Here is a 16971-nt window from a genome sequence, read left to right as displayed (position 1 = left end):
ATAAAGAACCATTAGGATAGGTAAATTTAATGAGCAAAGATGTTAAATCTGCATTAGCAGTTACTTCCTATTTCGTTACTATTTTTCTGATTTTATTTTTCGTGGTGTTCTTCTTATGAAAATCAAAGGTGTTAAATATCAAAAAGGCGAATGGTATTACGAATTAGAAGATGGATCGTTAGAAAGAATTGTTTATAAGCATGAACAAGATACTCAAGCTATAAAGAAAGATTGGGAAAAAGTTAATAAGAATTTTCGAAAGGCAATAGATGAATAAAGAAATCAAGGACAGATATATTTGTTTAAAGATTTATCCAGAGTTCTATAAAGCCCAGAGTGATGGCATAAAGAACTTTGAGATAAGAAAAAATGACAAAGGTTTTAAAGTTGGCGATATTTTAATTTTGCTAGAATTTGACCCAAATAAAAAGAAATATACCAAGCGAGGGATGCTGGTAAAAATTACTTATATTACAGACTACGCTCAGAAAGATGATTATGAAGTGTTAGGCACCAGAGTACTAGATATGACTGAAACGATTAGAGCAATGCTTGATATTCGGAAGCTGAAGATCGATCTGCATGGAGCATCAATTGAATCAGTATATTTCTCACCAACTAGTATTTTGCATGAATTAAAAGGAGAAAAAAATGATTAATAATGTGACACTTGAAGGACGCTTAACTAAACATCCGCAATTAAATACCACTGGCAGCGGTAAATCAGTAGTCCAATTTACAATTGCAGTTGAACGCTCATACAAAAACCCAAATGGAGATAGAGATGCTGACTTTATTAACATTGTTGCCTGGGGCAAAACTGCAGAATTTGTAAACAACTTTTTCAATAAAGGTAATGGGATTAACCTTTTAGGATCAATTCAAACAAGAACTTATGATAACCAAAATGGTGAAAAAGTTTGGGTCACTGAAGTAGTTGCAAGAGAAGTTGGCTTTCCAATTCAAAATAAAGACAAAAATCCGGAAGAGCCAAAAGCAAAACAACCGACACCAAGCTCCGACAAAACTAATGCTCCATCTCAAGAACATAAAATGGATGATCCGTTTGCAAGCAACAGTAATGCCATTGATATTTCCGATAATGATCTGCCATTTTAGTGACTAGAACATGATTGAATTAATGAAAGTACTGTGGTATTTACTTTGCACCTTTATATATGGATTCATTATGATGGATTCTTTTAAAGTAGATTTTCATGCCAATATGCAATATGCATCTACAGATAGCGAAAAGAAAAAAGCAATAATAGAAACAATACTTGAGAATTTATTTCCAAGTTTAATTAATGCTGTAATAGCTGCTATGGTGGCTGTGCTTCCACAGTTTTTATACGAAGTAATGTTTAAAGCGATACGGATAATATGGAGTTAAAGTTGAAAGAGAAAAAACATAAGTGTGTGCTTTGTGGTCAAGAGGCAACATTACAATTAAGTGAAAATTCATGGATATGCGAGACTTGCGCACAAATTCAAGGAGAACTAGCAGAGAGGTAAGAGCTTGAAAATTTCAAAAGAAACATATGATGTTAACGATGCTTTTGTAAATGCGGTCGAAAATGACAATATTTCTAAAGCTAAAAAGTGTGTTAAGAAGATGGCTGCTATGCATAACCAGTCGATTGAAAAAGAACTTGCTGAATTATACTTTGCTGGCTACGTAGTTTATGGCCCAAATAGTAAAGTATGTAAAGTTATAAGTCAGATGTTTTCATTTTAGATGGAGAAATTGAACATGAAAAAGGATTTAGATGAAAGAGATCTTACCGAATCATATTGGAATGGCATTTTTATTTGTAGATCAGATAGTCAAACAGATACATTCATAAATGCAATTTGAAGAGGTAGAAAGAAATGAAAACCAGCCTATTAACAAAGTGTGATTTTTGCGACTTTTCAAGTTCTACCAGACAGACTTTAGTTCTAAGACAGAACACTAAATGGGCATTTCTGTATCTAAATGATGACCATTGCCTGGTGTATAGAGATAGGGGCGGCAATTTGTTAATTACAGATACGCCAATAAATTATTGTCCTGTATGCGGAAGGAAACTCCAATGAAAGTAAATAAAACAATAGTTAAGTATCAACTACTTCACGTTAGACTGCAGCAACTTGAAAAAAATGGCTTGTTAAAATTATCAGAATTTCTAGTAAATAATGACTATAAAGGCTTTGATAAGTATCTTCACAATTGGGCTGAAAAGCATCATATGAGTGTAACGAGGGCTGCATATATTTTTTCGAAATTCGAAGACGATTGGATTGATTTACAAACTGATGTAATGGAGAAAAACAAATAATGAAAATTAATTATAAACCTAAGAATCTTATACCACATGAAGGAGACTTTATTATTTACGATAACAACTTTGGTGAGCAATTTGTATCGATGATTATCAAAGATGACGATAGATACAGCTCAATAACTATGGACGATAGTGCCCAGGGAAAAATTTCTAAAGATGGCGGCTATTCACTTGGCTGGGTGTCGAGTGCTGAAGAGGTTCTGACAGCTTTCAAGAAAGAATGGGAGCATGTTGAATTGAGTCCTGCAGGAGACTGGAGCATTACAAATGAAAATTAAATTTAATGAAAATAACGAAGAAATAAAGCCTGGAACAGTCGTGCTGTTTAAACGTTTTAAGTCGAAACCATGGTATGCAGAAGTTATTTATTATGATAATTGTGATCGTTGGTATAAAACCTTTTCATTAGATGCTAATATTCCAAATGATACCAGTTGCATTAGAGAAAAAAGCATTAATGATTTAATTAAAAGATTCAAAAATGAATTTACTTACGTTAAATTTATTCCCAATAGTCATGTAACTGTGGAGATTAACGAATAGTTATGGATATAGTGGTGTACACCAAGCTGTGGTATGGTAAAAATATCATCATAGTTAAACGCAGTCTTGGAGATAATTATTACTTTACTGGATATGTTGAATGTGATTTTCCGTATTTATTTCTAGAAGAAATATTTCCATGTGGAATAACATTTGATGACCCACTTACAGATCTAGGAATCAATGAGCATTATGTTGGTTTTGATACGATGTGGGACAGTAATAAGATACATCGTTACACTAAGCAAAAATGTATTGATATTTTAAAGAAAGCTGCTAAGAGACTAAACGAATATGAAAATTAGAATAACAAATACTGATAGTGATGATAACTTACGTATCTATAGGGAAAAACTGCAAAAACAACAATATTCAGTATCTGAAATGTATCAAGATGATTGGCAATTGTTTTTTGATATTTATATTGATGATTTGCAACCTTTGCTAAAAATTATTGAAATTCTTGATGAACCAATCATTATTTCAAACAACGATTTTGGCGATTATGAAATTGAAATTTATGATACTTACAGAGAATAGAAATGGCTAAATACGTTTACACAGTAGATGAAATCAATATTTCGAATGTTAAAGAATGTCTTCCATTCACTTTAAATGATTATAGATCTACGGTCTTTGAAAAACTTGAAGACGCTAAAGACTACTTAGTTCATTTAAAGAATGAATGGAAACATGAGTATAAATTAGATGAAGATGACATAACGGATCACCACGGTTGTTACATTTTCATCAATCATTCGGCTATAGAAGCACGCAACTGCTATTTAGAAGCAGAAATCAATGAGAAAGTTATGAATTAACTAACTATAAATGCTCAATGTGTGGGAGAGAATTAGGAGATTTATAAAAATGAGTTTAGATATTATTGCCTATGACTTTAAGAAAAGCAAAGAGAGAAAAAATGAATTTAAAGAAAAATATAATTTATCAGTTGAAGATTTTGATGGTGAAATGTTCGAACCATCTGATAATGATTTCTTTTATTTTTTACATCCTGAATTTCTGAAAAATGATACTAAAAAGTATGAAGAAATGGAAAAGGATGCAGAAAAAGCTCAAGACTTTGATGAAGTTGATTGCTTTCATATAGGGGATGGCCATTTTGATTTTCTTAAAAGAGAACTAGGAGAATTAGTTGGCATTGAATACGATGATAGAGACTTTATGAATACACGAATTATTTATGATAATAAGCTTGAAGGCACTGCACTAATTGGATTCTTTCTTCATCCAGAGTGTGATGGTTCATTTAGTAGTGATGACGTTCAGACTTCTTACAAGCAATTCCTTGAGCTTTGCGACGAAAAGAAGCTTAAAGATAAGAAAAATGACAAATTGGAAAAAGAAATAAGTGGCTTTTTAAATTTTTGGGAAAATAGTGCTGAGCAAAAACTACAATGGGATTTTTGCTAATAAAGAAGGTATTTGACAATGAAAAATGAAAAGAAATGTCAATATTGTACTATTGATTCAGAAGGTTATGGTAAATCATTTCTTTTCGATTTAGGCTTTGAGGAAGAAGAACTGAGTATAGCCAGGAATAAATCTGAGTATTACATCTATTGTGTGACAAACAATGTAGATGATCCGGTTAATGGTATTCAAGAAAGACATTCAAAAGAAATAAGTTATTGTCCTATGTGTGGGAGAGAATTGGGAGATTAGATTATGAAAGTAATTGATAAGAGAACCAAAAATAGAGACGAACAATGGCACGCTGGAGATGTAATTTGCTATTGGAATAACGATGACGATACGAAGCTTTATGGCCAAATCACGCACAATACTTATGGCTATAATGAAGCTGATTTAAATGACAATCCTGGAAACGTGTATAATACTGCTTTCACCAACTTAGATAATCTAATGAAACAGATTGCTAATAATTGGGATCACGTTGAAAAGGTCAATGCTCATCTAGTTGTGGAGGATTAACTATGAAAGTAATTGATAAACGAACTAAAAATAAAGATGAAGAATGGCATGTTGGAGATGTGATTTGCTATTGGGATGACGCAGACTATAAATGCTACGCATTAATCATCCAAGCCTCTTATGGCTATAAATTGGTAAAAATTGGCGGAATTTATTATTCAGATGCTGGATATTTTGTTTTGGACATCGCATATAGTGATCTAGACCGTATGAAATCCTATCTAAATCGACGCTATGATCACGTTGAAAAAGCCAACGCTAAGCTACTTATAGAGGATTAGCAATGATTACAGAAGAAGTCAAAGACCCTACTCAACTTTCCGAAAATAAAAAATATATTCTGCGAAAAGCTGGTTTTCCTGATTATAAAGCATCCTTTGTGGTATACTCAGCGATTAAATATGCACATTCTGCTTCTCCGGGATGTATAGCTCTTCCGATTGAAGAGGAGATTACTTATATGTTTAAGAACCCAAACACGGGCGATATTCTGCTTAAGGCTTCATGTAGTCTTAATAAGATGTGGTGGCATATGCAAACTGAAAGTATACATGTTTTTGAGATTAAAAAAGATAGAGGAAAAACGATGAAAATTACTTTTGAGAAAAAGAAAAGATCAGTTAAAGAAGGAGACTGGATATTTTTTAAAGACGATGATTATGAATGGAATATTGCTGTTGTCGCAAATAAAGGCAGACATACTTGGTATGCAAGCGTTATAAAAAGCAACGAATGGCACTCAACCATTGAAAAAACAGATGGTGTGCTAAGCCCAATACCGAAACCGGGCGATCAGACTGTTGATGGAACATATAGCGGAAGCCTTACTGAAATCAGCGCAGATAAATTGCTAGATAGATTTGTAGATCAATGGGAACACGTCAAAGTAGCATCCCCTAACAATATTGACGTTAGAGTAAAACAGTATGCAGGGGAGGAAAACGATGAAAGTTACGTTTAAAAAGGACAAAGATACAATTGAAAAAGGAGATTTGATTTTCTATAAAAACTATGGAGAAGACTGGAACGTTGCTTTTATTATGTCTAGATACGGATATAGTTGGTATGCCCGTTCTATATATAGCCGATATTTAAACCCACTGGATAAAACCAGCACTGGTTATGATCGTGTACACGGTGGAGAAAGAAGTATAGATAATTTGTTAGATAAATTTTACAGACGTTGGGATTTTGTAAAAGTAGCATCTCCTAAAGACTTGAGCATTGAAGTGAATAAAACCAAAGACAAGACCTGTTCTACAATCATGAATCCTAAAGTGAATAAAACCAAAGGCAAGACCCGTTTTATAACCATGAATCCTAATATGAAGCCTAATCGGAATGATTAATTTATGGGATGGTAAGAAGGGAGAGAAGAACTATGATAGGCGAGAGAAAACAGGTAAAAATATTTGAGACCGATTCGCATTCTGATTTGGAATGCACATTAAATGCTTTCTTTTTAGTCCATAAAATTGAAAGTGTTCAATATGTCGTATACCCTATGGGATTTGGCAGTTGGTATTCAGCCCTAGTTGTTTATAGTGATTAAAAGAGAACAAAGAAGTATAGAAAGACGGTTAAATTCATGCATAAAGACCCAAAGCGACGAAACATTGATCTATCTCATCTACAACGAAAAAGACTTTACCATGGACTTGCTACCATAAATACCGATTTTGCCAAAGCACATGCTGATCAGATCATTAACTTCCATACCTGGGACTATGGTTTTTGGCTTAAGTATCTTGATCTTCAGCGACAAGCCTTAGAACTAACGCCGATTTTTGAAGAATTAGACAATCAAGCTGAAATGCAACAATACCAACTCAACATGAAAGTCTCTTGGAATTTGTCTCAAGAACAACGGCAAAAACAATATCAGAAAAATTTTAATCAAGCCTTCGAACCTATCATTAAGCAAATTGTTAAATTTTGGCAGGAATATCCCGTTACTATTTATGGATCTAAGATCTTTTTACATGGAATGGCTAAAACCTTTTTCCGCGAAAAGATTAGTTTTGAAGAGGCGAAACAAGGTCGTCAAATAAAGCAAACCGTAAAGGACTTAACTAGTCGAAACTGGGATAACTTAAAAACCGATTTAATAAATTATAAAGGCTGGTGGAATTAAATGAAAATTGCTGTAAAAACGGCGAAGCATGAAATCGAAGATGGAGATTGGATTTTCTATAAAGAAGAGAGAAATTTTAATTGGGAAATCGCAATTATCAAAAAATTAGATTATGACGCATGGCAAGCAATTGCTTTACATTCATGTTCTGTTGCTACAGGTCATGCAACATTCGATGGATCCAGATATTCAGATGAAACTGTACGATCTGTACAAGAATTAGTAGATAGGTTTCGCAATAAATGGAGAATCGTGAAAGTAGTCTCACCTGATGATGTTGAAATTAAAGCAAATGCTGAGTAATAAGGGGATTGTATGGATAAACAAGCAGTAGCAAGACAACAACTAGAAGCGGACGACCGCTATAAAGAGTTAGATTTGTTGACCAAGTTAGATAAAGGGATGTTGACGGCGGATGATCTTTTTAAATTGAAAGAAAGAGCCTACTGGATAGGTTATGACAAAGGATGTATTAATACCATTAATCAATTAAGAGATTAATGCCCATAAATTAAAAATACACACAATTAATAATTTTAAGAAAAGGAAAATGAAACAATGGAAATTATTAATAAGCGTTTATCGGACGAGAAGTGGCAATTAGGCGATGTATTACAGAGAGGTAATCAAGTCCCAGCTTATGCCTTAATCGTTATAAATAATAACCAGAATTATGTAATGATGGATATTACGCCGCTGAATGGTGGAGTATATTCAACAGATGTTGCAAGCATTATAGGAGATGAATATGATAGTTTAAATGAGCTCCAACGAAACAATGGAAACCTATGGCACAGAGTTAATGCTGAATTGGTGATCAAATAATGGCTAAAAAGGGGGGATTAGACAATGAAAGAACTAAAGTTTCCAGAGCCCGGAGATTTCATCTATTTAAAAACAAATATCAACAATAGCGACAGCACTTATATAAAGGCATTAGTAGTATATATTGATGATGACTTTTTCGCAATTAACTGTAAAACAGGAACGGTTATAAGCAATAAAAATCAAACAATTGCTGGTAGGTCTGTCGCAGAATTACTGGAGAATTTAGCCATTAACTATCATATCTATTTAAGTGATGAGGGCGATAATGAGCTATAGCATTACACTAGTTTCCGAAGCAAGAGACCATCATGAACTCAGCGATGCTTGGGTACACTGTTCTTGGAACTATAGAGAATTGTTTGAACATTTACCATGCGGCTGGGTAAGAGATTGGCAAGGTAAAATGGCAAAGGATCTTCTTGATCCTGTTGAAGCATCACTTTACTTATTAAGACGTGATAAATATGTTGATGCTAGGTATTATCTAAAATATATCGCTGATTATCCAGATTCGACTTTGGAAAATGCACAATACATTTTAAGCGAAACAATAGGGATGTTTAAAAGGCACCCTAACGGGATAGTAAATTTAGACTAAAAAACAGGCATAGAGAGAAGCCTTTTATTATTTTTTGCTTTTTGCATCGAACGTAAGTTCTGAAAGGAGATAAATGAAATGATTAGATTAATTCATGATTTGAAAATTAAGCCCACGGAGCGTCAAAAGATTATCAAAAATATTTTTAAAGATCTAGGCAAAGAAATAGAAAAAATATGAGGTAATGAAATATAACAATGGGAGTTTATTTAATTCAATCCACAGAAGTTCTTAGAGATGATTGTGTTGAAGATGCGATAATTGTTGCTTCAAACAGAAATGAGGCAATTAAGCGTTTTAGAGAAGAACTCAAGTTTATAAATGAAATGAATGAAACACCAGGACTTCAAGTTTATAACCCTGAATATTTTCAAGTGACAAGAGTAGATAAAAAAGATAAAGCTGTATTTCTAAGATATAGCGATAATTCAAGCTTTGTCGAAGTTGCAGATGATTATGATCCATTTTTCCACCCTAAATTAAAGGCTTATCAATTATCTATGGATAGCACAGACGCAATGTCTATTGTATGGGCAACTACATATAATAAAGCAAGGGCTCAATATGAAGAAGATGGTGATGGTAAAAGCATCTGGTATACGCAGGATTTAAGCCCATTTGGCGATTATACAGATGTAAGAGCCAGAAGGGTGCCAAAATTAGATGGCTATGATAATGCTAAGCCTGAAGATATTATCAAAATACTAGTAAAAGAATATGGTTGGCAAAGTGATGTCATTAATGAAGGTAATGTAGATGAAATGATGAAAAAGCCAAGTGAGGAATGGTTTTAATGAAATTTATTGATATGTTCGCAGGTATTGGTGGCTTTAGGACAGGCTTAGAAAATACTGGTCACAAATGTGTTGGTTTCATCGAATGGGATAAATATGCACGTATGAGTTATCAGGCGATGTATGACACGAAAGGAGAATTTACAGCTAATGATATCCAACAAGTTAAGGGAGCAGACTACCAGCAGCTGACATTTGGACTTTTGGAAGCCCATGTCAAGACATCAGTGTTGCTGGAAAACAAAAAGGGATCATTGAAGGTAAACAATCCAGCATGTTCTTTGAGGTTATCAGACTCCTTAAAGAACGGATTGAGAACAAAGAAACGTTACCTTCCTATCTCATCATGGAAAATGTTAAAGCTCTCTTATCCAGCAATGGAGGATGGGATTTTGCAAGGGTCATCCTTGAAATGGACCAAGTCGGGTACGATGCAGAATGGGCAGTTCTTAACTCTTCCGATGTCGTCGCTCAGAACAGAGAAAGAGTATATATTGTCGGACATCTTAGAAAAGCAGGTACCAGACCAGTATTTCCTATCACAAGACAAAGCAAAGCTTTTACTACAGCAGCAAAAATCAAAAAGTTAGGATCATTAGGAATAAAGGAGCATCAAAGTAATCTTGTTTATGACACAAAAGGGATAGCTCCAACGTTAACGGCAACAGAATATAAGCGTCCTCAAAAAATTGCAATAAAACAAGTTGGTAATCTGGTTAAAACCAATAGCTTTAGCGGCAATCCTCAAAGAGGAAGAGTTTATGACATAAAAGGGGTAGCTCCCACATTAAACACTATGCAAGGCGGAGGAAGAGAGCCGAAGTTTTTGGCCAGACCATGTCTTACGCCAGATCGTGTGAATAAAAGACAAAAAGGCAGACGCTTTAAAGATGAGAATGAGCCTGAATTCACTTTAACTGCACAAGACAGACATGGGGTTCTATTAGACAATGGGCAAACATTAGCTATTAGAAAATTAACGCCTTTAGAATGCTGGCGTTTGCAAGGATTTAGCGACGAACAATTTCATAAAGCTAAAAATGCTGGTGTAAGCAATAGCCAATTATATAAGCAAGCTGGCAATGCGGTTACTACTAAGGTGGTAGAACAAATAGGCAGAAAACTAACATCTCAAGATGAATGAAGAAGTTAAAAGACAGGAACAAACAATATTTAAGAAAGGGATGCTCAATTTGAATTTAAAGAAACGAAATCTTTCATCAAAAATTATTATGCTAACGCAAAAAATTGAGACTAAATATGGATCGGTTTCAAAATGCCCCAAAAATGATCCGAATTATCTTAAATTGTTAAAAATAACGACAACTCTTAAAGATACTGTAGAGCCAGTTAAACAGGCTGAAACTAAAAAGAAAAATGCAAAAAAGTTCGATGCAAAAACACGATCTTATGCGGTGAGTTTAGCAATGATGGGATACACCAATGCCGAAATTGGTAGGTTATGCAAAATCAGTCCAAGTACTATCTGCAATTGGACTAAAATTTTGGTAGGTAGGCCGCCATTATTTAATGATGAAATAAGTTTTAGAAATCAACCTAAAAAGAAGATATATTTTACAGGTAGATCAACTATTGAAATTTGGTGCATTAAGAAAGGCGTATCGTATCAATCTTTGGTAACAGATACAAATCCAACTTTTAAATTGAAACGCAGGGCAACGCATTGGATAGATATGCCAGATGGCAGTTTTTATACTGTGCCAAAAAGGAATGGCGTATATAGAAAAAATAATAGCAATAGTTTTTTAGAAATCCATGCAATAGATCCTTTAATTCCGGGAGTGTAAAAATATGAATAACGAAACAAACGAAACAAAAGATGTAAGAGAATTTTTTGACAAAGCATTAGAAATAAAAAATGAACGTGGTAAGAATTATGATAATGGTGGCAAATCAGCCTTTGAACGTTCGATTAGTATGTATGCAAAAAACAATGAGGTAATGGTATCAACATGGCCCGTTGTACAAAAAGCATCACGCTTAATTTCTTTGGCAGAAGAATTACAGAACGGTGATTATTCTGATACAGAAGAAAAAGAGAAATGGGCTAAAGCGGCTACTGATACAAGTATTGATCTTGCTAACTATGTAGCTATGCAATGGGTTAGAAACATTAAGCCTTTTCTACCAGAAGCTAATGAAAATGACAAAAATTCAGCAGATGATTTAACGGAAGATAGTAATTTTGAAAATTAAAGACTTAATAGATAATTCATGTAAAGAGAATGATCTGGTTCTCAAATTTACTATTCCAGGTAATCCTTTTGGAAAAGAACGAACTTACTCTGGAAATGGAAGAGTATTTAAGCGTGGAAAAACTGCTGCTTATGAGTTAAAAGGACGCACAATATGGACGCATGTAACTGAACCTTTAGAATGCGAAAATCCTGTCAAACTAAAACTTAAAGCTTATAAGCCTCTACCCAAAGCTTGGCCCAAGTGGAAAAAACAAGCAGCACTAAAGCATCTTATATATCCCACCGTTACACCTGACTTAGATAATGTAGAAAAGATGATAATGGATACACTTAATCCACGTAAAGTCGGTCGTAAAAAGGTACCCAATTCAGGTTTATACAAAGATGACAGTCAAGTGGTCAATTTATCCATTGAATCTTGGTATGACGATAATCCAAGAGTGGAAGTTGAACTTAGATTTTTACCAAAATTAGACAAAGAAAAAATCAAAAAATATCTTAAAAGTCAAATTAAATAAAAAAAGGTTATTCAACGTTCAATATCAAATATTTTGCTAAAATATATTTGTTGCTTGTGGGAAGCCAGGAAGCAACAAACCACAGCATACAATTTTTTCAACTGGAAATCCTTGGTTGATATATTTAGCTTTAAGTCGTGACCCAAACACTTTCTTTTTATATTTTTTCAGTGAGTTGTACAAGCCGTATATTGAACCAGAATAAAAAATATGTTTTTTTCACAAACCACCTCCAAAGAGTTTATGGGGTGTTGGGTCTTAAATGGAGGTTCGAATCCTCTGGCGACTATTACTCCCTCCCAGGAGTACGTTGTTTTACATTTATTGGGTCAAAAATAAAACAGCTGTGTTGAGGATGAGTATTTATTACTGCATTCGTTGCAAGCGTCAAGTTTGCACAACACATAGCCCCAAATGGGGCAATGGTGACGCTAGTGTAATGAGAGTTTGATAAGCCCTCCTAGCAATACATCTTTTAAAAAGCCTATTAGTTCGTGTTAATGAGGCATCGTTAACATTAGCTATGACCTATGGGTAGTGCTGTAGGTACGAGAGGAATCTTTTAGGGAAGATGCACGCAAAGTCACATCGATAATTAAAAGCACACTAATCAGTGCGGGCATATTTGTAACCGAGCCTGCGTGGATGAGACTACCCATCTTTGTAGCAGGGGTAGGCGTTGCAGCAAATACTAAGACTGATTGTACTTAGTAGAACCAAAGCAATCGTTCAGTCATTATTGCCTTCGGTCAGAAGCCCAGTGATGGGCTATAAGCATGATTAGTGGTACGAGTAGCTCAAAGGGCCGGTTTATTACAATGCGTTTGAATAAATACATGACAATAATCGCACATCGGGTGAAAGTTGAGCGGTAGCGTTCCGCGTCCTGTCCTTAGAAAGCGTATGTCAACCTATAAGTCGCTCTTATAGGTGCGGGGCATATTGGCAGTGGCCGAATATAATCGAGATGTAAGACATGAGAGGCTTTAAAGCCTCCACCATTTATCAGAAACGGTTCTGTGAGAACTATAGTCTTCCTTGTTCAACTTTTTTAAGACATCATCGAAATTAGTTAGTTTCGGTTAAGACTATATCGGTTCAAAGCCGACGATTCTGTTAGAGGAGTGTTATATGGTGATGCGTATAACGTGCCGAGACCATGCGATTTCATCACGCAAAGCGAGTGTTAAAAGAGTTAATCGCTTATATGGTAGCCCTCGCGTCCACGAAATGTCATAGCTGGCATATGGTATTTCAATTCTAATAAAGGTTGCTGACCGCTCCTTTATTAGTTTACGGTGATATAGCTTAATAGGATAAAGCGCTAGCTAGCCAGCTAGAGAAATTAGGTTCAAATCCTTTTATCGCCTTAAGCCAAATTCAATTATTTTTATAAAATAAAAATTTATATCAATATGTTGTTTTGCCTTATTGAGTTTGGCGCAAAGTTTTTTTAAATATCTCCTAAAATAAATATTGGAAGACTTTTAATTCTTGTTTTGGGCTCAGTGCTTTAGCTGAGTCTTTTTTTGAACAAAGAGAGGAACATATGTTTACACATATCATGTCATACGTAATCTTCGCTATTAACGTATGGGGAATATGGTTTTTAGCCAAAATTACATTAACAGTGCTTATTATCTTTTTAAAACTACTACTCACATTATTTAAGGATTAAGCACAAAGAAGAGGAATACAGTGAAAAAGGAAACTAAAGCATATATCGAAGGATTATTAGAGGATTACCCTCGTTACAGTGTATATAAAGCACAAAGAGAATTTGAATTAAGGCATCCCTATCAAGAAACGGATGAAAACGTTGGGGGCGGTAAAGCTCAATTCAAAAAGAATGATGTCATCGATCGCATGTTAATCACTATAGATGAAGATAGACGGTTAAATAGCTTATGGCGCGAGCACTATGCTATTCAAGTTTGTTATGAGGAAGCCCCTCATGATGTACAAATTATTGTTAATGAGCTTTTCTTTTCTGACCCCAGAACTAGAAAATATTTAACTATTAGAGATCTGTCACAAAACAATATAATTGCATGCAGTTCTGCAACTGGTTATCGTCTTTTTAATGATTTTTTGAAAGAAGTAGCAGTAGAACTAGGACTTCATATTTAGGAGGACTTTATGTTTAAACAAGAAGACCGCGAAAGATTAGATGAGCTAGAAGAAAACTATAAGCATATTCGAGATCAATTAGAGGTTATGATTGAAACAATGTTCGAGACAAAAAAGACAGCTGAAATCATGTACAAAAAATTGCAAAAGCTCGAACATGAAGCATCGGAAAAGAAACTTAAAGAAATTAAAAACGTTTCTAGACAAGTAATGGGAGAACTTGCTGATAAATTAACAATAAAGACTCCTAAAGATGTAGTCAGGATTACTTTTAAAGATGACCATAATATAGAAAAAACTGTTGATTTTACAGATTATGTCTTTAAGCGTGCATCTCATAATAAAGTGTCATTGCATGGGGATGCCGTTTGGACTTATGGTCATGAGTTTTACTTAGTACATGGCGAAAAAGATATGCCGTGTTTAGGAGAAAAGCAATGGTTTGACAGGTTTATCAAAAATCAGACTGTAGATAATACTAATCGTGTAGATCATTATGCTATTGAACATAAAATTTATCTCGACATAAAAGTAGTGGAGATAACTCAACTTGTGAAAGACGGTAAGGTGGTAAATCATGAGCTTGATTGAGAGAACTAAAACTTTTAAAGAACTAAATAAGAAAATCGAAGAGCAAGAAGAAACTATCCTGAAACTAAAAGCATCTTTAGAAATGGCTCAAAGAGAAGCAAGGCAAGAAGAAGCAGAACAAGAAGCTAAAAAGGTAGCACCTAAAATACCGGCTCAAAATATTTATAGAATTAGGCTCCGAGATATAACGAAAAAAACACGGATAATGGATATTACCGGTCCAAGGTATTGTGTGGGAGATTGCGAGCTCTTGACGACTGAGCTTTTAGAAAAAATAAGAAAAAGCGATGAAATTTTAAAAGGCAATGAGATTTCTAGTTATGCCGCATCAGTTCATAGAGGATGGGATGGTCTTGGATTTGGAGAAAAACAATGGTATGAAGAATTTGTTCCAAATTTCTCTCTACGTGGGGAAAATAGGGTAGAAAAATACACTATCACACCATTTGTTTATATGCATCCTAAAGTCATTAGTGTTAAGCAGATTGTAAAAGACGGGGAGATATTAATCTAAATGGTAGGAGTTTGGTTCTTATATCTATTAGTCCCATTAACGTATGTAGTCATAACTGGACTTACCACTAAAAAATGGAAAATAGGCATTTATTCTTTGATCTTACCGGCTTTATTAGCTGGGATTAACACTTATTTTCTTTTGCCATCAAAAAACTTACTAAGTATTGTTGGTGGTAATTTATTCTATTTATTAATATTTATCCTAATTTACCTATTCTTTGCCTTTGTCTTGACTACAGATAATTCGGATGACGAATACACTGAAGAATACAAATCTAAGAAAAGAACGCTATTTTGGCTTATTGCGGGCAATGTTTTGCTTTTAATCGTATGGGGTACAGGTGCTATTCACTCAGGGATGTCTGTTAAGCCTACTTATCAATCTATTAATAAGGAATATTCAAAATCAACTAGGGCACCTACTTTTAAACGGGGAGAAACTCCAATTGCATTGGCGCCTGTAACCGTTCTTAACAGAGTGCGTAAAAGTGCGTCAGATATTCCACATAGTCAATATTATTCAGTATCCAAAAATGTGCAGGCTCAATATTATAAGGGTAAGCCCGTTTATGTCGTACCTGTTGAATATAACGGTTTCTTTGAAATGAGAAATGCTAAAGAAATCCCTGGGTACTTTATCATTGATGCAACTAAACAGAGTGCAACGCCTAAGTTTGTCAAAGTGCCTTATAAATATGCCACCAGTGCTTATTTTGGAAAAGATGCATCCCGTCAAATATATCGAAAGACCTCGGATTGGTTAACCCTGGGTGATCCTCAACTAGAAATTAATGACGTGGGCAAACCATACTGGGTACAAACAATTTATAAATCTGAAGCGTTTAGTCATCGAATTAATTTTAAAAAGCTCCATGTAGCTGTGTTAAATGCTCAAAATGGAGATGTTAAAGTTTATAGCCTAAAATCAATGCCAAAATTTATTGATGAGGGGATTACTGACGCTACAGCAAGTAAGATTAATAAAGTCTTCGGCAAATATAAACATGGTTTCTGGAATGCTCATTTTGGTAAGAGCGATGTCATTAAACCAACTGGTAATGGAGTAGAAAATGGGGTTACATCTGTATTTAATAAGGATGGATCTATTTCTTACTTCACCGACTTTACAACAGATAAAACTGGCTCTGATAGTGCCATGGGCTATTCAATGATCAATGCACGTACCGGTAAATTAACTTACTATAAGGCAAGCAATCTAATGGATAGTGATGGGGCTAAACATAATGCAAACCAGGATTACAAAGCGCAACAATGGAAAGCTAATATGCCAATCTTATACAACGTTAATGGCTCTCCAACTTGGGTAATGACAATTTTAGATTCAACCAATGCAATTAGGGGCTATTACTATTTGAATGCATCTGATCAAAGTATTTATGCTCAGGGTTCAACTCCAACATCTGCATTAGATGCATATAGACAAGCACTTGTAAATAATGGGGGCAGTGTTGGAAATACTTCAAATGCAGTGATGAAAAACATAACTGGTCAAGTTGACCGAGTAGCAATTATTTCAAATCAAAATAAGGCTATGTTTACTTTACAAGGCTCAAATATTATTTACAGCGTTAACACAAATGACTATATCCAAGCTAACCTTTTACAAAAGGGGGATAAAGTTTCATTTAAAGCAAGTATGGTTAAAGGCCAGCCCATTGGAAACGTTAAAAAATTCAAAGATGAAAATTTGACGGGGCGTTAAGTCTTTCAAAGAAAAATATAGTGCTGAGAGGACGATTCTACGGCTTTTAAATTTAAATGGGGTCAATAATTAACTAACTTGACTAGTATGCAGA

At 34.5% G+C, this 16971-nt stretch carries 31 protein-coding genes, 1 tRNA gene and 1 pseudogene; all 33 read left to right on the top strand.

Annotated features, from left to right (window positions below; translation table 11 throughout):
* Window positions 1-115: 115 nt before the first annotated feature.
* The 33 genes and pseudogenes from Q0Y70_RS06875 to Q0Y70_RS06715 all read left to right on the top strand — a co-directional run bounded on the left by Q0Y70_RS06875 (window position 116) and on the right by Q0Y70_RS06715 (window position 16877).
* Entirely contained in the window at window positions 116-277 is a 162-nt protein-coding gene (locus Q0Y70_RS06875; protein ID WP_297818751.1) for a hypothetical protein, read from the top strand.
* Window positions 270-659: a DUF3850 domain-containing protein gene (locus Q0Y70_RS06870; protein ID WP_297818748.1), complete on the top strand. Its 390-nt coding sequence runs from the start codon at window positions 270-272 to the stop codon at window positions 657-659. Before Q0Y70_RS06875 ends, Q0Y70_RS06870 begins: the two co-directional genes overlap by 8 nt.
* On the top strand, window positions 652-1119 hold the full coding sequence (ssb, locus tag Q0Y70_RS06865) for a single-stranded DNA-binding protein (RefSeq protein ID WP_297818745.1): 468 nt from the start codon (window positions 652-654) through the stop codon (window positions 1117-1119). Before Q0Y70_RS06870 ends, ssb begins: the two co-directional genes overlap by 8 nt.
* Window positions 1120-1129: 10 nt before the next feature.
* Window positions 1130-1393 (top strand): hypothetical protein, encoded by a 264-nt coding sequence (locus tag Q0Y70_RS06860; protein WP_297818742.1) that lies wholly within the window; start codon window positions 1130-1132, stop codon window positions 1391-1393.
* Window positions 1394-1519: 126 nt separating this feature from the next.
* Entirely contained in the window at window positions 1520-1738 is a 219-nt protein-coding gene (locus Q0Y70_RS06855) for a hypothetical protein (protein WP_297818739.1), read from the top strand.
* Window positions 1739-2075: 337 nt separating this feature from the next.
* Complete coding sequence (locus tag Q0Y70_RS06850) at window positions 2076-2321, top strand: hypothetical protein (protein WP_297818736.1); 246 nt, start codon at window positions 2076-2078, stop codon at window positions 2319-2321.
* A complete protein-coding gene (locus tag Q0Y70_RS06845; RefSeq protein ID WP_297818733.1) occupies window positions 2321-2605 on the top strand; it encodes a hypothetical protein in 285 nt (94 codons plus the stop codon). Before Q0Y70_RS06850 ends, Q0Y70_RS06845 begins: the two co-directional genes overlap by 1 nt.
* Window positions 2595-2870, top strand: coding sequence for a hypothetical protein (locus tag Q0Y70_RS06840; RefSeq protein ID WP_297818730.1), 276 nt, complete (start codon window positions 2595-2597; stop codon window positions 2868-2870). The genes Q0Y70_RS06845 and Q0Y70_RS06840 overlap by 11 nt, the downstream gene beginning before the upstream one ends.
* Before the next feature lie 2 nt (window positions 2871-2872).
* Window positions 2873-3175 (top strand): hypothetical protein, encoded by a 303-nt coding sequence (locus Q0Y70_RS06835; protein WP_297818727.1) that lies wholly within the window; start codon window positions 2873-2875, stop codon window positions 3173-3175.
* Complete coding sequence (locus Q0Y70_RS06830; RefSeq protein ID WP_297818724.1) at window positions 3165-3410, top strand: hypothetical protein; 246 nt, start codon at window positions 3165-3167, stop codon at window positions 3408-3410. Before Q0Y70_RS06835 ends, Q0Y70_RS06830 begins: the two co-directional genes overlap by 11 nt.
* A 2-nt stretch (window positions 3411-3412) precedes the next feature.
* Window positions 3413-3691, top strand: a complete 279-nt coding sequence (locus Q0Y70_RS06825) for a hypothetical protein (RefSeq protein WP_297818721.1) — start codon at window positions 3413-3415, stop codon at window positions 3689-3691.
* Window positions 3692-3740: 49 nt separating this feature from the next.
* Window positions 3741-4304, top strand: a complete 564-nt coding sequence (locus tag Q0Y70_RS06820; protein ID WP_297818718.1) for a hypothetical protein — start codon at window positions 3741-3743, stop codon at window positions 4302-4304.
* A gap of 18 nt (window positions 4305-4322) precedes the next feature.
* Entirely contained in the window at window positions 4323-4556 is a 234-nt protein-coding gene (locus tag Q0Y70_RS06815) for a hypothetical protein (protein ID WP_297818715.1), read from the top strand.
* 3 nt (window positions 4557-4559) lie between these two features.
* On the top strand, window positions 4560-4826 hold the full coding sequence (locus Q0Y70_RS06810; protein ID WP_297818713.1) for a hypothetical protein: 267 nt from the start codon (window positions 4560-4562) through the stop codon (window positions 4824-4826).
* A gap of 2 nt (window positions 4827-4828) precedes the next feature.
* On the top strand, window positions 4829-5107 hold the full coding sequence (locus Q0Y70_RS06805; RefSeq protein ID WP_297818708.1) for a hypothetical protein: 279 nt from the start codon (window positions 4829-4831) through the stop codon (window positions 5105-5107).
* Between the two features lie 2 nt (window positions 5108-5109).
* Window positions 5110-5787 (top strand): hypothetical protein, encoded by a 678-nt coding sequence (locus Q0Y70_RS06800; RefSeq protein ID WP_297818705.1) that lies wholly within the window; start codon window positions 5110-5112, stop codon window positions 5785-5787.
* A complete protein-coding gene (locus tag Q0Y70_RS06795) occupies window positions 5771-6175 on the top strand; it encodes a hypothetical protein (protein WP_297818702.1) in 405 nt (134 codons plus the stop codon). Before Q0Y70_RS06800 ends, Q0Y70_RS06795 begins: the two co-directional genes overlap by 17 nt.
* Window positions 6176-6414: 239 nt before the next feature.
* On the top strand, window positions 6415-6960 hold the full coding sequence (locus Q0Y70_RS06790) for a hypothetical protein (RefSeq protein WP_297818699.1): 546 nt from the start codon (window positions 6415-6417) through the stop codon (window positions 6958-6960).
* Complete coding sequence (locus Q0Y70_RS06785) at window positions 6961-7263, top strand: hypothetical protein (protein ID WP_297818696.1); 303 nt, start codon at window positions 6961-6963, stop codon at window positions 7261-7263.
* A 12-nt stretch (window positions 7264-7275) separates the two neighbouring features.
* Window positions 7276-7461, top strand: coding sequence for a hypothetical protein (locus Q0Y70_RS06780; protein WP_297818693.1), 186 nt, complete (start codon window positions 7276-7278; stop codon window positions 7459-7461).
* Between the two features lie 57 nt (window positions 7462-7518).
* Window positions 7519-7785: a hypothetical protein gene (locus Q0Y70_RS06775; protein ID WP_297818689.1), complete on the top strand. Its 267-nt coding sequence runs from the start codon at window positions 7519-7521 to the stop codon at window positions 7783-7785.
* A 24-nt stretch (window positions 7786-7809) separates the two neighbouring features.
* Window positions 7810-8064 (top strand): hypothetical protein, encoded by a 255-nt coding sequence (locus tag Q0Y70_RS06770; protein ID WP_297818685.1) that lies wholly within the window; start codon window positions 7810-7812, stop codon window positions 8062-8064.
* Complete coding sequence (locus Q0Y70_RS06765) at window positions 8054-8386, top strand: hypothetical protein (RefSeq protein ID WP_297818683.1); 333 nt, start codon at window positions 8054-8056, stop codon at window positions 8384-8386. Before Q0Y70_RS06770 ends, Q0Y70_RS06765 begins: the two co-directional genes overlap by 11 nt.
* 197 nt (window positions 8387-8583) lie before the next feature.
* Window positions 8584-9180: a hypothetical protein gene (locus tag Q0Y70_RS06760; RefSeq protein ID WP_297818680.1), complete on the top strand. Its 597-nt coding sequence runs from the start codon at window positions 8584-8586 to the stop codon at window positions 9178-9180.
* Window positions 9171-10324, top strand: a pseudogene (locus Q0Y70_RS06755) (DNA cytosine methyltransferase). Before Q0Y70_RS06760 ends, Q0Y70_RS06755 begins: the two are co-directional and overlap by 10 nt.
* Entirely contained in the window at window positions 10317-10988 is a 672-nt protein-coding gene (locus Q0Y70_RS06750; RefSeq protein ID WP_297818677.1) for a hypothetical protein, read from the top strand. Before Q0Y70_RS06755 ends, Q0Y70_RS06750 begins: the two are co-directional and overlap by 8 nt.
* 4 nt (window positions 10989-10992) lie before the next feature.
* Complete coding sequence (locus Q0Y70_RS06745) at window positions 10993-11397, top strand: hypothetical protein (protein WP_297818674.1); 405 nt, start codon at window positions 10993-10995, stop codon at window positions 11395-11397.
* Window positions 11387-11917 (top strand): RusA family crossover junction endodeoxyribonuclease, encoded by a 531-nt coding sequence (locus Q0Y70_RS06740; RefSeq protein ID WP_297818671.1) that lies wholly within the window; start codon window positions 11387-11389, stop codon window positions 11915-11917. Before Q0Y70_RS06745 ends, Q0Y70_RS06740 begins: the two co-directional genes overlap by 11 nt.
* Window positions 11918-13214: 1297 nt before the next feature.
* Window positions 13215-13287 (top strand) — tRNA-OTHER (locus tag Q0Y70_RS06735).
* A gap of 328 nt (window positions 13288-13615) precedes the next feature.
* Window positions 13616-14047 (top strand): transcriptional regulator, encoded by a 432-nt coding sequence (locus tag Q0Y70_RS06730; RefSeq protein ID WP_297818668.1) that lies wholly within the window; start codon window positions 13616-13618, stop codon window positions 14045-14047.
* Window positions 14048-14056: 9 nt separating this feature from the next.
* A complete protein-coding gene (locus tag Q0Y70_RS06725; RefSeq protein ID WP_297818665.1) occupies window positions 14057-14638 on the top strand; it encodes a hypothetical protein in 582 nt (193 codons plus the stop codon).
* Entirely contained in the window at window positions 14625-15152 is a 528-nt protein-coding gene (locus Q0Y70_RS06720) for a hypothetical protein (protein ID WP_297818662.1), read from the top strand. Before Q0Y70_RS06725 ends, Q0Y70_RS06720 begins: the two co-directional genes overlap by 14 nt.
* Window positions 15153-16877: a hypothetical protein gene (locus Q0Y70_RS06715; RefSeq protein ID WP_297818659.1), complete on the top strand. Its 1725-nt coding sequence runs from the start codon at window positions 15153-15155 to the stop codon at window positions 16875-16877.
* The last annotated feature ends 94 nt before the right edge of the window (window positions 16878-16971 follow it).

It is taken from the genome of uncultured Lactobacillus sp., from assembly GCF_947367085.1.
In the GTDB taxonomy this organism is placed as follows: Bacteria; Bacillota; Bacilli; order Lactobacillales; family Lactobacillaceae; genus Lactobacillus.
This window is presented reverse-complemented; position numbering and strand designations above follow the sequence as displayed.

Excerpts from the sequence above, each read along its gene's own strand:
- Q0Y70_RS06875 (WP_297818751.1), top strand. The coding sequence starts at position 116 with ATGAAAATCAAAGGTGTTAAATATCAAAAAGGCGAATGGTATTACGAA.
- Q0Y70_RS06870 (WP_297818748.1), top strand. The coding sequence starts at position 270 with ATGAATAAAGAAATCAAGGACAGATATATTTGTTTAAAGATTTATCCA.
- ssb (WP_297818745.1), top strand. The coding sequence starts at position 652 with ATGATTAATAATGTGACACTTGAAGGACGCTTAACTAAACATCCGCAA.
- Q0Y70_RS06860 (WP_297818742.1), top strand. The coding sequence starts at position 1,130 with ATGATTGAATTAATGAAAGTACTGTGGTATTTACTTTGCACCTTTATA.
- Q0Y70_RS06850 (WP_297818736.1), top strand. The coding sequence starts at position 2,076 with ATGAAAGTAAATAAAACAATAGTTAAGTATCAACTACTTCACGTTAGA.
- Q0Y70_RS06845 (WP_297818733.1), top strand. The coding sequence starts at position 2,321 with ATGAAAATTAATTATAAACCTAAGAATCTTATACCACATGAAGGAGAC.
- Q0Y70_RS06840 (WP_297818730.1), top strand. The coding sequence starts at position 2,595 with ATGAAAATTAAATTTAATGAAAATAACGAAGAAATAAAGCCTGGAACA.
- Q0Y70_RS06835 (WP_297818727.1), top strand. The coding sequence starts at position 2,873 with ATGGATATAGTGGTGTACACCAAGCTGTGGTATGGTAAAAATATCATC.
- Q0Y70_RS06830 (WP_297818724.1), top strand. The coding sequence starts at position 3,165 with ATGAAAATTAGAATAACAAATACTGATAGTGATGATAACTTACGTATC.
- Q0Y70_RS06825 (WP_297818721.1), top strand. The coding sequence starts at position 3,413 with ATGGCTAAATACGTTTACACAGTAGATGAAATCAATATTTCGAATGTT.
- Q0Y70_RS06820 (WP_297818718.1), top strand. The coding sequence starts at position 3,741 with ATGAGTTTAGATATTATTGCCTATGACTTTAAGAAAAGCAAAGAGAGA.
- Q0Y70_RS06815 (WP_297818715.1), top strand. The coding sequence starts at position 4,323 with ATGAAAAATGAAAAGAAATGTCAATATTGTACTATTGATTCAGAAGGT.
- Q0Y70_RS06810 (WP_297818713.1), top strand. The coding sequence starts at position 4,560 with ATGAAAGTAATTGATAAGAGAACCAAAAATAGAGACGAACAATGGCAC.
- Q0Y70_RS06805 (WP_297818708.1), top strand. The coding sequence starts at position 4,829 with ATGAAAGTAATTGATAAACGAACTAAAAATAAAGATGAAGAATGGCAT.
- Q0Y70_RS06800 (WP_297818705.1), top strand. The coding sequence starts at position 5,110 with ATGATTACAGAAGAAGTCAAAGACCCTACTCAACTTTCCGAAAATAAA.
- Q0Y70_RS06795 (WP_297818702.1), top strand. The coding sequence starts at position 5,771 with ATGAAAGTTACGTTTAAAAAGGACAAAGATACAATTGAAAAAGGAGAT.
- Q0Y70_RS06790 (WP_297818699.1), top strand. The coding sequence starts at position 6,415 with ATGCATAAAGACCCAAAGCGACGAAACATTGATCTATCTCATCTACAA.
- Q0Y70_RS06785 (WP_297818696.1), top strand. The coding sequence starts at position 6,961 with ATGAAAATTGCTGTAAAAACGGCGAAGCATGAAATCGAAGATGGAGAT.
- Q0Y70_RS06780 (WP_297818693.1), top strand. The coding sequence starts at position 7,276 with ATGGATAAACAAGCAGTAGCAAGACAACAACTAGAAGCGGACGACCGC.
- Q0Y70_RS06775 (WP_297818689.1), top strand. The coding sequence starts at position 7,519 with ATGGAAATTATTAATAAGCGTTTATCGGACGAGAAGTGGCAATTAGGC.
- Q0Y70_RS06770 (WP_297818685.1), top strand. The coding sequence starts at position 7,810 with ATGAAAGAACTAAAGTTTCCAGAGCCCGGAGATTTCATCTATTTAAAA.
- Q0Y70_RS06765 (WP_297818683.1), top strand. The coding sequence starts at position 8,054 with ATGAGCTATAGCATTACACTAGTTTCCGAAGCAAGAGACCATCATGAA.
- Q0Y70_RS06760 (WP_297818680.1), top strand. The coding sequence starts at position 8,584 with ATGGGAGTTTATTTAATTCAATCCACAGAAGTTCTTAGAGATGATTGT.
- Q0Y70_RS06750 (WP_297818677.1), top strand. The coding sequence starts at position 10,317 with ATGAATGAAGAAGTTAAAAGACAGGAACAAACAATATTTAAGAAAGGG.
- Q0Y70_RS06745 (WP_297818674.1), top strand. The coding sequence starts at position 10,993 with ATGAATAACGAAACAAACGAAACAAAAGATGTAAGAGAATTTTTTGAC.
- Q0Y70_RS06725 (WP_297818665.1), top strand. The coding sequence starts at position 14,057 with ATGTTTAAACAAGAAGACCGCGAAAGATTAGATGAGCTAGAAGAAAAC.
- Q0Y70_RS06720 (WP_297818662.1), top strand. The coding sequence starts at position 14,625 with ATGAGCTTGATTGAGAGAACTAAAACTTTTAAAGAACTAAATAAGAAA.
- Q0Y70_RS06715 (WP_297818659.1), top strand. The coding sequence starts at position 15,153 with ATGGTAGGAGTTTGGTTCTTATATCTATTAGTCCCATTAACGTATGTA.